Origin of the sequence: Streptococcus sp. 2018WUSS126 (genome assembly GCF_044427425.1) — a bacterium.
Classification (GTDB): domain Bacteria; phylum Bacillota; class Bacilli; order Lactobacillales; family Streptococcaceae; genus Streptococcus; species Streptococcus hashimotonensis.
Genome location: NZ_JAOTGB010000022.1, coordinates 20210 through 34938 on the forward strand (window position 1 = coordinate 20210; position 14729 = coordinate 34938).

11 protein-coding genes, 16 tRNA genes and 1 rRNA gene are annotated in these 14729 nt (G+C 44.4%); all 28 read right to left on the minus strand.

Annotated features, from left to right (window positions below; all coding sequences use genetic code 11):
* Positions 1-39: 39 nt before the first annotated feature.
* The 28 genes from purF to rrf all read right to left on the minus strand — a co-directional run bounded on the left by purF (position 40) and on the right by rrf (position 14719).
* The gene (gene purF / locus ODU34_RS08555) at positions 40-1494 is read right to left on the minus strand and encodes an amidophosphoribosyltransferase (protein WP_205015181.1); all 1455 of its coding nucleotides are present in this window, start codon (positions 1492-1494) and stop codon (positions 40-42) included.
* Positions 1495-1496: 2 nt separating this feature from the next.
* Positions 1497-5216, minus strand: coding sequence for a phosphoribosylformylglycinamidine synthase (locus ODU34_RS08560; RefSeq protein ID WP_105179240.1), 3720 nt, complete (start codon positions 5214-5216; stop codon positions 1497-1499).
* A gap of 12 nt (positions 5217-5228) precedes the next feature.
* Positions 5229-5936, minus strand: coding sequence for a phosphoribosylaminoimidazolesuccinocarboxamide synthase (purC, locus tag ODU34_RS08565; RefSeq protein WP_105179241.1), 708 nt, complete (start codon positions 5934-5936; stop codon positions 5229-5231).
* A 117-nt stretch (positions 5937-6053) separates the two neighbouring features.
* Complete coding sequence (locus ODU34_RS08570; protein ID WP_105179242.1) at positions 6054-6302, minus strand: phosphopantetheine-binding protein; 249 nt, start codon at positions 6300-6302, stop codon at positions 6054-6056.
* Complete coding sequence (gene plsX, locus ODU34_RS08575; RefSeq protein ID WP_105179243.1) at positions 6295-7302, minus strand: phosphate acyltransferase PlsX; 1008 nt, start codon at positions 7300-7302, stop codon at positions 6295-6297. Before plsX ends, ODU34_RS08570 begins: the two co-directional genes overlap by 8 nt.
* Positions 7299-8081 carry a DNA repair protein RecO gene (gene recO / locus ODU34_RS08580; RefSeq protein ID WP_024385103.1) on the minus strand — a complete coding sequence of 261 codons (783 nt, stop codon included), beginning with the start codon at positions 8079-8081 and terminating at the stop codon, positions 7299-7301. Before recO ends, plsX begins: the two co-directional genes overlap by 4 nt.
* Positions 8068-9246 (minus strand): pyridoxal phosphate-dependent aminotransferase, encoded by a 1179-nt coding sequence (locus tag ODU34_RS08585; protein ID WP_105179244.1) that lies wholly within the window; start codon positions 9244-9246, stop codon positions 8068-8070. Before ODU34_RS08585 ends, recO begins: the two co-directional genes overlap by 14 nt.
* A gap of 86 nt (positions 9247-9332) precedes the next feature.
* On the minus strand, positions 9333-10301 hold the full coding sequence (locus tag ODU34_RS08590; protein ID WP_002935337.1) for a ribose-phosphate diphosphokinase: 969 nt from the start codon (positions 10299-10301) through the stop codon (positions 9333-9335).
* Positions 10302-10403: 102 nt separating this feature from the next.
* Positions 10404-11639, minus strand: a complete 1236-nt coding sequence (pcsB, locus tag ODU34_RS08595; protein WP_105179245.1) for a peptidoglycan hydrolase PcsB — start codon at positions 11637-11639, stop codon at positions 10404-10406.
* An 84-nt stretch (positions 11640-11723) separates the two neighbouring features.
* On the minus strand, positions 11724-12239 hold the full coding sequence (mreD, locus tag ODU34_RS08600) for a rod shape-determining protein MreD (RefSeq protein WP_105138872.1): 516 nt from the start codon (positions 12237-12239) through the stop codon (positions 11724-11726).
* On the minus strand, positions 12229-13065 hold the full coding sequence (gene mreC / locus ODU34_RS08605) for a rod shape-determining protein MreC (protein ID WP_105179246.1): 837 nt from the start codon (positions 13063-13065) through the stop codon (positions 12229-12231). Before mreC ends, mreD begins: the two co-directional genes overlap by 11 nt.
* Before the next feature lie 59 nt (positions 13066-13124).
* Positions 13125-13212: transfer RNA gene (locus tag ODU34_RS08610), tRNA-Ser, on the minus strand.
* A 12-nt stretch (positions 13213-13224) separates the two neighbouring features.
* Positions 13225-13298: transfer RNA gene (locus tag ODU34_RS08615), tRNA-Ile, on the minus strand.
* Between the two features lie 31 nt (positions 13299-13329).
* Positions 13330-13402 (minus strand) — tRNA-Phe (locus ODU34_RS08620).
* Between the two features lie 14 nt (positions 13403-13416).
* A tRNA-Met gene (locus ODU34_RS08625) sits at positions 13417-13490 on the minus strand.
* Between the two features lie 10 nt (positions 13491-13500).
* Positions 13501-13590, minus strand: a tRNA-Ser gene (locus tag ODU34_RS08630).
* A 6-nt stretch (positions 13591-13596) separates the two neighbouring features.
* A tRNA-Ile gene (locus ODU34_RS08635) sits at positions 13597-13670 on the minus strand.
* A gap of 16 nt (positions 13671-13686) precedes the next feature.
* Positions 13687-13760: transfer RNA gene (locus tag ODU34_RS08640), tRNA-Met, on the minus strand.
* A gap of 12 nt (positions 13761-13772) precedes the next feature.
* Positions 13773-13846 (minus strand) — tRNA-Pro (locus ODU34_RS08645).
* Positions 13847-13893: 47 nt separating this feature from the next.
* A tRNA-Arg gene (locus ODU34_RS08650) sits at positions 13894-13967 on the minus strand.
* A gap of 18 nt (positions 13968-13985) precedes the next feature.
* Positions 13986-14069 (minus strand) — tRNA-Leu (locus ODU34_RS08655).
* Between the two features lie 7 nt (positions 14070-14076).
* Positions 14077-14148 (minus strand) — tRNA-Gly (locus ODU34_RS08660).
* 12 nt (positions 14149-14160) lie between these two features.
* Positions 14161-14233 (minus strand) — tRNA-Thr (locus ODU34_RS08665).
* Between the two features lie 14 nt (positions 14234-14247).
* Positions 14248-14329, minus strand: a tRNA-Leu gene (locus ODU34_RS08670).
* Positions 14330-14332: 3 nt separating this feature from the next.
* Positions 14333-14405: transfer RNA gene (locus ODU34_RS08675), tRNA-Lys, on the minus strand.
* A 45-nt stretch (positions 14406-14450) separates the two neighbouring features.
* Positions 14451-14523 (minus strand) — tRNA-Asp (locus ODU34_RS08680).
* Positions 14524-14525: 2 nt separating this feature from the next.
* Positions 14526-14598: transfer RNA gene (locus tag ODU34_RS08685), tRNA-Val, on the minus strand.
* Positions 14599-14603: 5 nt separating this feature from the next.
* A 5S ribosomal RNA gene (gene rrf, locus ODU34_RS08690) occupies positions 14604-14719 on the minus strand.
* Between the last annotated feature and the right edge of the window lie 10 nt (positions 14720-14729).

Here is a 14729-nt window from a genome sequence, read left to right on the forward strand (position 1 = left end):
GTTTACAGGTCTGTCAAGTAACATTGACACCTCTGTCACTTACTTGACGTTTTCAATGTAGAAACTCGTTTTCTCTTCTAGGCTACGGAGGTATTCTTCCTCATAGTCATAGAGAGGCGTTGGAAATTCTCCATCAAAGTAGGCTACACAGAGCCCGCCTTTTGGTGCATCGGTTTCGATGCCGATGGCTTCAATCATCCCTTCAAGAGAAAGGTAGGTCAGACTATCTGCCCCAATAATCTCACAGACTTCCTCAACGGTATGGTTGGCTGAAATCAGCTCCCGACGGGTCTGAATATCAATGCCATAGAAACACGGGTATTTGAGTTCTGGGCTGCCGATAGCCACATGGACTTCTTTTGCCCCTGCATCACGAAGAAGCTGGACAATGCGGCGGCTAGTTGTACCGCGAACAATAGAGTCGTCAATCATGACCACGCGCTTGCCTTTGACAACACTTGAAACAGCTGATAACTTCATGCGCACACCCTGCTCCCGCAATTCCTGTGTCGGTTGAATAAAGGTCCGCTGGGTATATTGGTTTTTAATCAGCCCCATTTCATTTGGCAAACCAGATTCCTCTGCAAATCCCATAGCTGCAGATAGGGAAGAGTTTGGCACACCAACGACAATGTCTGCTTCCTGTTGAAATTCCTGGGCCAAACGACGTCCCATATTTTTACGAGCCGTGTGAACATTGACCCCATGAATCACCGAATCTGGGCGAGCAAAATAGACATACTCCATAGAGCAAACTGCCAGTTGCGTATCTCTTGTATAGCTATCATATTGAATTCCTGAATCATCAATGACGACAATTTCACCAGGCTCCACATCTCGCACCCAGTCAGCCCCCACTACTTCAAAAGCACAAGTTTCGCTGGCAACTACCCAGGCACCATTTTTCATCCGACCGATTGACAGGGGACGGAATCCATTTGGATCCAAGGCAGCAATCAGCTTGTCCTCTAGCATGATGAGGTAGGCAAAGCCACCTTTAACAGTATTGAGGGCTTCCTTGATTTTGCCCATGAAGTCTGGATTGTGACTGCGGCGAATCAAGTGCATGAGAATTTCAGTGTCAGAAGAAGAAGAGAAAATGGAACCATTTTTTTCAAGTTCATCCTTCAAACTAACCGCATTGGTCAAATTCCCATTGTGTGCCAAACCCACCTGCATATCTGCAAAATCAAATAGGAAGGGCTGGATATTATTGATAGAAGCAGAGCCAGAAGTCGCATAGCGGACATGACCAATGGCAGCCCTTCCTGTCAAGGCTTCTAAATCTGCTGGATTTTTGAAGACTTCTGCAATCAGGCCTGTTCCACGATGGCGACGCAAATGCCCACCATCATTGGCTAAAATCCCTGCCCCTTCTTGCCCACGGTGCTGCAAACTATGGAGACCAAAATAAGTAACCTGAGCAGCCTGCGGATGTCCCCAAATGCCGAAAACACCGCATTCTTCATTGAGTGATTTAACTTCATATATCATATTTATTTTCCTGTAAAATAGCGAACCGCTGAAACAAAGAGTCCTTGGTCTTTCTTACCTGGAATGTTTTGGAAAAGACCGTCCTCGTAACGTTCCGAATGCCCCATTTTCCCGATGATTTGTCTGTTGCGGCTGGTAATGCCCTCAATGGCATGGCTGGAGCCGTTTGGGTTGTACTTAGAATCCATGCTTGGCTGACCGGTAAAGTCAACATACTGGCTGAAAATCTGACCATTATCCCGCAAGATAGCAAATTCCTCATCCGTCACTACAAATTTTCCTTCCCCGTGGGAAACTGGGATAGCATGAATATCACCGACTTGGACACCTGCCAGCCACGGAGAGTTGACATTGGCGATCCGCGTTTCCACCATTTTGGCAACGTGCTGGTTGGCATCGTTGTAGAAGAGGGTCGGACTGCTTTCACTTGCCTCCTCAAAGTTTCCATAAGGCAACAAACCCGATTTGACAAGGGCCTGGAAGCCATTGCAGATACCGATGATGAGACCACCTTTTTCGATAAATTGGTCAATAGCAGAGCGGACCTTGACGTTTCGTAAGATGGTCACGATAAACTTAGCAGATCCGTCTGGCTCATCCGCAGCGGAGAATCCACCTGCAAAGAAAAGGATATTCGCCTTCTCAATATTGTCAACCATAGTGTCAACCGAGTTTTCAATGCTCTCTGCATCCAAGGTTACAAATGGTACCAGATTAACCTTGGCACCAGCCTGTTCAAAGGCCTTGGCTGAATCGTATTCTGAGTTGGTACCTGGGAAGACTGGGATGTAAACCACAGGTACTTCAACGGCTGCTTTTGCTTTTATAACCGCTGAACTTGTGACTGCCGGAACATCCTGCAACTCCGTCGCCTGTTCAAATTCTGTTGGATATACTTCTTCTAGTTTGCCTTCAAAGGCTACTTGCAAATCCTGTCCAGCTAGGTTGACACCGTTGACAAGCAGTGTAAAGTCATCAGTAGTTTGTCCAATTTTCACAGCATCTGGAATGTCTTCTTTTGAGGTGAAGACAAAGCCGCCAAGCTGGCCTGTCAAGCTGGTTTCAAGATCTGCAAGTTCGACTCTTGCTCCGATTTGGTTTCCAAAGGACATGAGGGCTAGACTTTCTAGAACACCACCATACTTGACTGCACTAGCAGCCGTAATCACGTAATCGCTCTGCCATTTTTCAAAAGTCTCAAAATTAGACTTCATCAGTGCAAAATCAATATCTTCCGACAAAGTCTGACCTGGTAAGTAGTAAATGTACTCGCCAGCCGCCTTGAACTCAGGCGAGAGGACCTTGCGACTGTCAGCCGTGGTCACACCAAAGGCAACCAGGGTCGGCGGAACTGTCAAGTCCTCAAAGGTACCAGACATGGAGTCCTTGCCGCCGATAGAAGGCAGGCCAAGCTGAATCTGAGCCTCAATCGAACCAAGCAGGGCCGCTACTGGCTGACCAAAACGATCCGCCTGCTTGTCCATACGCTGAAAATACTCCTGATAGGAGAAGCGAGCCTTGGACCAGTTGGCGCCTGTTGCCACCAAGCGAGCTGTCGCTTCAATGACCGCATAGGCAGCCCCGTGGTAAGGTGACCAGTCTGCCAGATAGGGATGATAGCCCTGAGCCATGACAGAAGCCGTCGTCGTAACACCATGTTGGACAGGTAGTTTCTGCACCGAACTTTCTGTCGGTGTCAGCTGTTGGCGACCTCCGAGTGGGTGGTTGACAGTTGAACGACCAACAGATGAGTCGAAAATCGTCTGCAAACCTTTCTGACTAGCATGGTTGAGGTCTGAAAGAAGGTCTTTCAAGTCCTCCTGTAGCGTTTCAGCGGAAGTTCTACGTGTTTCTGGTAGCTGGACAGGGCTGTCAACGACCTTGGCATCCACCACCACGCGCACACCATTGGTATCTAGGAAGGAACGCTCCAAATCAACAATGGTTTGTCCATTCCAAGTCATGACTAGGTTTGGTTTTTCCGTCACTTTGGCCACGACTACTGCATGGATATTTTCCTGACGGCAGGCTGCGATGAAAGTTTCTACGTCCTCTGGACGAACAACGACACTCATCCGCTCTTGTGATTCAGAAATGGCGATTTCCGTTCCGTTCAAACCTGCATACTTGAGTGGAACCTTGTCTAAGTCGATTTCTAAACCGTCTGCCAGTTCTCCAATAGCAACGCAGACACCTCCTGCACCAAAGTCATTGGATTTTTTAATCAAGCGAGTCACGGCACCATTGCGGAACAAACGCTGGATTTTGCGTTCTTCAATGGCATTTCCTTTTTGGACTTCCGCACCAGCTGTTTCCACAGACTCAACTGTCTGCACCTTGGACGATCCTGTTGCTCCACCAATACCGTCGCGACCTGTTTTGCCTCCTAACAAGATGACCACATCGCCTGCGGCTGGTTTTTCACGGACCACATTTTCCTTAGGAGCAGCACCGACTACGGCGCCCAACTCCATACGTTTCGCAACAAAGCCTGGGTGGAAATATTCATGCACATAGGTGGTCGCAAGACCGATTTGGTTACCGTATGAAGAATAACCATGTGCTGCTGTTTTAGAAATGATTTGCTGTGGCAATTTCCCTGGGCGAGTAGCCGTCAGAGGCTGGGTAATATCACCCGCACCTGAAATCCGCATAGCTTGATAAACATAAGAACGACCTGACAAAGGATCACGAATGGCTCCACCGATACAGGTTGCGGCTCCACCGAAAGGCTCGATTTCTGTTGGGTGATTGTGGGTTTCATTCTTGAACATGAGGAGCCATGGCTCTTTCACGCCGTCCACATCCACTTCGATTTCCACCGAGCAGGCATTGATTTCATCTGACACTTCCATGTCATCCAGACGACCATTTGCCCGCTCATAGCGACCAAAAATAGTCGCCATATCCATAAGCGTCTGCGGCTTATCTGTCCGACCTAACTCTGTTCGCATAGCCAGATACTTGTCATAAGTCGCCTGCAATTGCTTGTGGAATTTTGAAGCTGAAAAGTCTATAGACCTGAGTTCTGTCTCAAATGTCGTATGACGGCAGTGATCACTCCAATAGGTATCCAAGACCTTGAGCTCTGTTTCAGTTGGTACTCGACCGATTGACTTGAAGTAGTCCTGAATGAAGAGCAGGTCTTCCACTTCCATAGCCAAGCCAGCTTCTCGCTTGTAAGTTGCAAACTCTTCCGCCCCATAACTAGCAAAAAAGTCCAAGCTTGGAATAGTCGCATCTGACACCGAAAACTCCTGAGCCACCAAAGGAGCCCCCAAATCCTTAAAACGCGAATCCACAGGGTTCAGCAAATAGTTCTTAATAGCAGCTAATTCTTCTTCCTGCACATCGCCATTCAAGATATAGAGCTGACCTGTATTGACACGCACCTCCTGACGACTGCCCAACAAGAGAAGGGCCTCCTGACTACTGGCAGCCCGCTGATCAAACTGACCAGGAAGAGCCTCAATCGCAAAATAAGCAGCTTCCTCCAAGCCCAGTTCCGCTTCCGACAAGACCTTGTCCGTCACCTGCTCTGTAAAGATATGCTTAATGGCCTGCTCCAGCAAGTCCTCCGCCAGATGGAAAACATCGTACACCTGCACCAGACGTACACTCGTCAAACTCGTCAGCTGCAAATTATGGGTCAACTCCTTACGAAGAGCCTCCGCCTTAATCTGAAAATCCGCCTTCTTCTCAACAAAAATCCGCTTCGCCATTTTTTCCAATCCTTACTTCACTTCTTGTAATTTTGCCAATACGACCTCGTAAACCTCGGTCAATTCCCCGAGACCCCGACGGAAAACATCCTTGTCCAGATGATTGCCATCCGCATCCCATAAACGACAATTATCAGGCGAAAACTCATCCGCCAATAAAATCTGACCAGAAGAGTCAACCCCAAATTCTAGCTTGAAGTCCACCAAAGTCAGCCCAATCTGAGCAAACAAGTCCTTCAAGAACCCATTGATTCGTCTTGTTTCTTCCTTGATATAGGCAATTTCTTCTGAACTAGCTAGATTAAGAAAAGCAATGTGTTCATCATTGATAAAAGGATCATCCAATTCATCTTTTTTATAGTAAAATTCCACGATTGGAGTGCTTAATGTGATACCTTCCTCCACACCGAAGCGTTTTGAGAAAGACCCAGCTGTCACATTTCGCAAAACCACCTCAAGAGGAATGATCTCCACCTTCTTATTCAACTGCTCCGTATCCGACAAGCGCTTGATAAAATGCGTCTGGACACCCGCTTCATTCAATTTTTCAAAAATCAAAGAGGAAATCAGATTATTGAGCCGGCCCTTACCCACAATCTGTTCTTTCTTACCACCATTAAAAGCCGTCGCCTGATCCTTATAAACCGCAACAATCTGGTCACGGTCAGCCGTTGCGTAGATGTCTTTGGCTTTTCCTGAATAGAGAAGGTCTGTTTTCATGAGAATGTTCGCCTTTCGTAAAATATTCTAGTCTTTTCGTTTATTCTAACACACAATATTCGCATCCACAACAAATTTACGGTTATTTAGAAAAAAACAAAGAAAAACGCCCGTAAACTACGAACGTTTTTTTACTTCTTCATAAATAAAATCAACAATATCAGATAGGACCTCAAAATGCTCAATAGCAACATCTGGGACATCTACATGAAATTCATCCTCCAAATTAAGAACAAATTCCATAATTTCTACTGAATCTGCTGCAATATTATCTGCCAAAGTAGATTCAGGTTGAACTTGAAAATCTTCTCCCTTTTCATCCTGAATTAATTCAACAACCCGCTGATAGACCTGCTCTCTAGTCATGACTCTCCTCCACTACTGAAAATTTGGCCACTGATTTTTCAACAATACCAGCCTCCAAAATCGAACGCGTCTGCTTGATCGTATAGAAAATTGACTGAGCATCGCTGGATCCGTGCGCCTTGATGACAGGTGCTTTCAGACCAAGCAAGACAGCACCACCTGCAGTTTTATAGTCCATCGCCCCCAAGGCCTTTTTCAAGGTTGGCTTGACCAAAAGACCACCCAATTTAGCACGCAGACCACCATTCTTGATTGAGCCATTCAACTGACCAACGATGGATTTTGCAGTCCCTTCAACTGTTTTCAGCACAGCGTTTCCCGTGAAACCATCCGTCACGACCACATCCGCCACGCTGTTAAGTAACTCACGCGCCTCCACATTGCCAATAAAGTTAATCGACTTGTCTTCCGCCAAGAGTTTATAGGCTTCTTGGTGAACTGGCGTGCCCTTGGTATCTTCCGTACCGTTATTCAAAAGTCCCACACGAGGTTGTTTGACCCCACGCACATGCTCCGCATAAAATGAGCCAAGAATACCATACTGATAGAGGTGATGAGCTGTATTTTCAGCATTTGCCCCCAAGTCCATCATATCAAATCCCTTACCGTCCATAGTCGGCAAGGTAGACATAAGACCAGGACGGTCGATGTTCTTGATGCGACCGACGACAAAGACGCCTGCCGCCAAAAGAGCACCTGTATTTCCAGCTGACAAGACTGCATCTGCCTGACCATCCTTGACAGCCTTGGTCGCTAGGACCATAGAAGCATCTTTCTTACGACGAATAGCCTTGACAGGCTCATCATCTGAATTGATTTTCTCCGTCGTATGGACGATGCTGACACGCTCTGTCACTGTCAAATACTGCTTGATTTTAGCCTCATCACCATAAAGTTGAATTTCAATGTCTGGAAAGGCAGCCAAGGCTTGATTGATACCTTCTACCACTGCCTGAGGGGCGTGGTCCCCACCCATAGCATCTACTGCAATACGTTTCATTCTGTTTCCTCATTTTCTGTTCTTGGTTTCATAATCTGCCCCCAAGAAGACAAATCATCTATAAATTTCTTGGATTTCAAGTGAATCCCCACATATTCCTCGTACAGCTGGTCAATAAAAAGCCGTAATTTTCGCTTCATCTCAGGCTTGATGGAAATGGTTTCCAGCTCATCAAAGGAAATAGCCTGAAATTGATCAAGTAGATAGGGAACATTGGGATCCAGATAAGCCCGTCGCTCATCTTGTTGATAGTGTTGTGGACACAAGACACCGCTGTACTTGTAGGAATAGTCAAAAGGCAAGCCAACCCGATGACAAAAAGCACACTCGTGAAAATTCAGACTGATCCCAAATCGTCCCAAGAGCTGAATTTCAAAGATATTGGTCAAAATTTCATAGTCCAAACCCGACTCCATCAAATCTAAGGTCTTGACCAAAAATGCAAAGAGGGCTGGGTCATAAACCTTATCCTGCAAGGCCGCATCTGCCAAGGCCAAGATGTAGGTAGCATAGCTAAGTTTAAAAATATCACCGTTAATATTCTTAAATGGCTGTACCTGATGAAAATCTTCGATATAAGACAGACCATCATCATTGATTTTAACGATAAAATCCGCATAGGTCAAAGGCTGGATAGAAGCTACCAGCTTGGACTTAGAGGCATGTTTCACAAAAAACATTCGCTTGCCAGCCTTCTCTGTAAAAATCTTGACCAGCTTGTCATCTTCTCGAAAATTCCGATTGTAAAGGACTAATCCCCTAGTTTCAATTCGTTCCATTTTCTTCCAGATATTCCTTCAAACGAGCCATAGCTGTTTGAATTTTCTCCATACTTGCTGCATAGGAAATTCGCACATAGCCTTCTCCATATTGACCAAAAGCCGCACCTGGAATAAAGGCCACCGCTTTCTTTCTCGCAAAGTCTTGCAAGAAGCTAAAGGAATCTTGATTGTAACCCGCAGGGATTTTTGCAAAGATGTAAAAAGCTCCATCAGGCTTGATAATTTTAAAGCCCAAGTCCGTCATCTTCTCGATGATGTAATCCCTACGCTTGATATACTCCGCCCGCATTGGCAGAGCATCATCCTTACCGTTTTTCAAGGCCTCAACCGCACCATACTGCATAGCAGTTGACGCTGCAGTCACGAGATATTGGTGGCTTTTGATGATTTGAGCGATGATGGGAGCCTGACTCATAATCAAGCCAATCCGCCAACCTGTCATGGCATGGGACTTGGACAATCCCTGAATCAAAATGGTCTGTTCTGGCAAAAACTCCGCAATCGAAGTATGGGGCTGGCCAGTGTAAGTCAACTCCGCATAGACCTCATCTGATAGGACAAAGACAGGATACTTACGCAAGACATCCGCAAAGACCTGAATTTGCTCACGTGAGTAGGTCACTCCCGTTGGATTGGCAGGATAGTTGAGAATGACAGCTTTTAGCTTATCCCCCTGCTCAATAATCGCCTCTTCCAACATCTCAGGTGTCAACACAAAATCATTTGCCGTCGTATCGATTTCAACAATGTCTGCCCCCACCATATTGACAATCGGCTCATAACCAGGATAGGCAGGTGCAGGTAGAAGTACCGTATCCCCAGCTTCCAAAATAGCAACTAAACTCGCTGATAGAGCTTCTGTCGCACCGATTGTAGAGAGGATTTCATTTTCTGGATTGTAGTGTAAATTATATTTTTCAGCCACAAACTCAGCTGCCGCTTGGCGCAACTCCAAAAGACCAGCCATACCAGTATAATAGCTCTGGTTAGCATCGATTGCAGCCTTAGCCGCTTCTTTGACATGATCAGGCGTTGTAAAATCAGGCTCTCCCAAGGTCAGTTTCAAAATCCCTGGAACATCCGAAATAGACTGATCAAACTGACGAATCATCGAAACCTCAATCCGATTCAAATTCTTATTAAAACGATTTAATAAATCCATTCTGCCACCTCAAAAACATATAAAACTATTATAATACATTTTGAAAATAAATGTAAAAAAGAAGAGTCATTTGACTCTCCTCATACCTATTTAACACGACTTGCCTCAAACAAAGGTGACAAGGGACGTTTTTCATGAATACGAATAATCGCTTCCGCTAATAATTCTGCCGTTGAAATATGTTCGATTTTATCGATTAAGCGATCTTCTGCAATTTCAATTGTATCAAGAACAACCAATTTCTTAATTGCTGACTTACTAATGTTATCCATAGCAGGCCCTGACAATACTGGGTGCGTACATGAAGCATAAACAGCTGTTGCTCCTGCATCTGCCAAAGCATCCGCTGCATGACAGATAGTACCCGCAGTATCAATCATATCATCAATCAAGATACAAGTTTTATCCTTAATATCGCCAATAATGTTCATCACTTCTGATGTATTCATCTTATCAACACTACGACGTTTATCAATAATAGCAATCGGTGTCTTCAAGAACTGTGCTAACTTACGGGCACGTGTCACACCACCATGGTCAGGTGATACAACAACATAGCCATCACCTACCATACCACGACGCTCAAAATAATCCGCAATCAATGGAGCACCCATCAAATGATCAACAGGAATATCGAAGAATCCCTGAATCTGCGCAGCATGCAAATCAATTGTCAACAAACGATTGACCCCTGCTGTCTGCAACATATTAGCTACCAATTTTGATGTAATTGGTTCCCGTGCACGAGCCTTCCGGTCTTGGCGTGCATAACCATAATAAGGCATTACTACGTTTACTGATTCAGCAGATGCACGTTTAAGAGCATCAACCATAATCAAAATTTCCATTAAATTATCATTAACTGGTGAGCTAGTGGATTGAAGAATATACACATGAGTTCCACGAATGGATTCCTCAATATTTACCTGAATTTCACCATCTGAAAATTGACGAACACTTGATTTTCCAAGAGGAATTCCTATTTTTTTCGACACCTGTTCAGCTAACTTCTGATTTGACGAAAGAGCGAACAATTTTAAGTCAGTAAACGCCATGACAGCCTCCTATATATTTCTACCTTTACTATTTTAACCCTTTTTCCTTCATTTTTCAAACAAAAATAGAGCGCAAATCCACACGCTCTATTTGAAAATTTCTTAATATGGAGGGTAAATGTAGTAAACTGCTCCCTCAGAAGTCGTTGTTGGATTGAAATAACCACCACGATGGTTACCAATATAACGACGACCCATGTAGTTTGATTCAACAACTTGGATACTTGTTGAAGATTGAACAGCCGTAACAACCGCTACGTGCCCATAATAACCACCTGTCCAAACAGCAATTGCACCCTCTCTTGGAATAGAACCAGTGTTAAAACCTTCTGCACGAGCTGATGCCAGCCACTGTTTAGCATCACCCCAGTATGGACCAACCCATGAAAGCTGGGATTTAACACCCCACGTACACTCACCAACTGGATAAGACGAAGCATCATAGCGCGCATTGCTCGCAGCAGCTGAGCTACTTGACCCAGAGAATACCGGTGTTGTAGATGTGCTTACTGACTGAGAAGGTACTGAAACCGTCTCAGTCACTGGAGTTGCTACTGGAGTTGACACAACAGGTGCCGATACTGAAGCCACTTGTTGTTGCGCTAGAGAAGCTTGTTGCGCTTGATACTCAGCCTGACGAGCGGCCGCTTGACGAGCCGCTTCCTCTGCTACTGCCTTTTTCTCCAGTAATGAATTCTTCTCATCTTCAGCAGTAGCTTTCTGCACAGCCAAATTTAACTTAGCAGCTTCTAATTCAGCTTGACGTACTTGCAATACTTGGGCATCATCTTCCAATTTCTGACGATTAGCAGCCAAAGTAGTGATTGCTTCTTGGTTTGCCTTCTGTTTTTCAACAATCGCTTCTTTATCAGCCTTTTGTTGTTCCAACATACGGTTATTAGCTGAAACAATCTCACGCATTGCATTAACACGAGAAACAGCATCAATGATTGATTTTGAATCCAAAATTGTATTAATGTAACTTGAAGCAGAACCATCAATTTGAGCACTACGTGCCTGCTCCCTCAAAGCACCATCACGCGATACAATATCAGCTGATAAACGCTCAATATCTGCCCCCAATGTCTGCGATTCTGCTTCCAAACGGGTATTTTCTTCTGTTAATTTCGCCTGTTCACTAACAATTGCATCAACTTGTCCTTGAATAGCATCAACTTGTTGTTGAGCTTCAGCTTGTTGTGCTGTCAACTCACTAATCTGTTGATTTTTTGCTGCAATCTGACTATCTACATCATTCGCACTAATCATAGCTACATAATTAGCATTAGATAGAACGACTGTACTTAACATAATTGTAGCCAAGATTTTTTTCTTCATATCCGAACATAACTCCTCTATACTTTCTGACTCTCTCATTTTATCAAAAAAATTGCGTAAGTATATTACGCAATTATTACATTTCTATGTCTTGTTTGTTATTCCAAATAAACGCTCAAATAACGGCTGTAGTACGAAAAATAAGACCAAATTGAATAGTAAACTTGGAAGTAATTTATTAAAAACAAAGATAAACACAGACAAGTTTGTTATATGAAAAATACGAGCAAATGAATAACTAATAAATTCAAATTGAAAAATAGCTACTAGTAAAATCAAAATATTAATTCCTCGCTTGCTGACAGCACTTTGGAAGAAGAAATAGATGCAATACAAAACTAAAGGAAGGGTTGTAGTAGCAATACCAATCAGATTAAGATAACTAATATCATATACCAAACCTAGCAAAGTAATTATGAATAATGAAAAACCAAGAGATACATAGTTAGCATAAAAAATAGCTAACATAAGTACCAAATGACTTGAAATAGTAAATAATCCGACCGACCAATTTGTTACCAAGGTTGAAATCTGTCCATCAAGTAATAAAATAAAGAACAAGATGGGAAACATGAATATCTCTATCATTTTATTGCGCATTTGTTTGACCTACCACTAAAACCGAATAAATGTTTGAAAAACTAGCTGTCGGCTCAACATATACTTCTCTATTTAAACTATTACTATTTGATTTAACCGATACAACTTTACCAATTTGGACATTTGCCGGAGTCGCACCAGCCAAATCACTCGTTACAACATTGCTCCCCACTGCAATTTCAACAACTGAGTTCAACTGATTAATAACAAAACTATTTGTATCTGCATCATAGCCCGATAAAATACCATAAATTTCTTTAGAATCAACAGAAATTTTCACAGGCAACTTCGTGAATTCATCCGAATTCGTAAATAAAGTAACAACCGCCGAATCTGAACTCAATGAACTAACGATGCCAACTAATCCACCATTAGCAACCACAAGTGCATTAGATGTCACACCACTAGTCTCACCAATATTAATTGAAATATGCTCCGACCACGATGAAGGAGTCCTCACTAAAACTGATCCTGGAATAAGTTGTTTTTCAGGAAAATCAGATACCACACCTAAACTGCTACGAAGCGATGCATTCTCTTCTTTCAAGCTAGTATTTTCAGCAGCCATCCCTTCAAGGCTCATAATAGCTTCCTTTAATTGTTTATTTTCCTCGTAAGCGTTAATCAAATCTGTCAAGACATCTTTCTGCTCAGAAAAAAATCTAGTAGGCACTGAAATAACCGATTGAATTGGCGTTACAACAACACTAACGATATTATTTAAATATGGTACCTGTAACCCCTTAGAGAAAGTCACAAACAAAAGAGAAAATGACAGTAATAAAAAGATAGAAACAACTACTACTAATTTTGAAAATTTATTCATAATAGACCCTCACCAAGATACAATAAAACGAGAATATCAAGCGATAATCTCGTTCACTACGGAGAATAAGGGATTCGAACCCTTGCGCCAGTTACCCGACCTAACGATTTAGCAAACCGTCCTCTTCAGCCTCTTGAGTAATTCTCCATCAATATAATATGGGCACGAGTGGAATCGAACCACCGACCTCACGCTTATCAGGCGTGCGCTCTAACCATCTGAGCTACGCGCCCAAGATAATAAACTTGGACAAAGTTAAATTAATGGCGCGAGACGGAATCGAACCGCCGACACATGGAGCTTCAATCCATTGCTCTACCAACTGAGCTACCGAGCCACATCTTAAAGAAATTGCGGGAGCAGGATTTGAACCTACGACCTTCGGGTTATGAGCCCGACGAGCTACCTAGCTGCTCCATCCCGCGGTAGTAGAAAAGGAGGATGTGGGATTCGAACCCACGCACGCTGTTACACGCCTGACGGTTTTCAAGACCGTTCCCTTCAGCCGGACTTGGGTAATCCTCCAATATATGGACCTTGTAGGACTCGAACCTACGACCGCTCGGTTATGAGCCGAGAGCTCTAACCAGCTGAGCTAAAGGTCCAGCAAACAAGAGTATATAGCGGCGAAGGGGATCGAACCCCCGACCTCCCGGGTATGAACCGGACGCTCTAGCCAGCTGAGCTACACCGCCAAAATAATATAATCGGGAAGACAGGATTCGAACCTGCGACACCTTGGTCCCAAACCAAGTACTCTACCAAGCTGAGCTACTTCCCGATACTATTAAAAATAAAGCTCCCCTAACGTCTCCATTAAGCGAGTGATGCACCCTAGAGGATTCGAACCTCTAACCGCCTGATTCGTAGTCAGGTACTCTATCCAGTTGAGCTAAGGGTGCTAACTATTATAAGCTTCATGCCGAGGACCGGAATCGAACCGGTACGATGTTGCCATCGCAGGATTTTAAGTCCTGTGCGTCTGCCAGTTCCGCCACCCCGGCCTCTCAAAGCGAACGACGGGATTCGAACCCGCGACCCCCACCTTGGCAAGGTGGTGTTCTACCACTGAACTACGTTCGCAATCTTTCCTAATGCCGGCTACATGACTTGAACACGCGACCCTCTGATTACAAATCAGATGCTCTACCAACTGAGCTAAGCCGGCCTATTTCTATTCTATGCGGGTTAAGGGACTTGAACCCCCACGCCCGAAAGCGCCAGATCCTAAATCTGGTGCGTCTGCCAATTCCGCCAAACCCGCATATGACTCGTGCTGGGCTCGAACCAGCGACCCATTGATTAAAAGTCAATTGCTCTACCAACTGAGCTAACGAGTCTTTCCTTATTTAAGTCACTTGAAACATCACAGTTTGATGTTTCAACGGTCCCGACGGGAATCGAACCCGCGATCTTCGCCGTGACAGGGCGACGTGATAACCGCTACACTACGGGACCTATGGGAGTTAACGGGATCGAACCGCTGACCCTCTGCTTGTAAGGCAGATGCTCTCCCAGCTGAGCTAAACTCCCAATTTGCTAAGCGACTACCGTATCTAACAGGGGGCAACCCCCAACTACTTCAGGCGTTCTAGGGCTTAACTGCTGTGTTCGGCATGGGTACAGGTGTATCTCCTAGGCTATCGTCACTTAACTACTGAGTC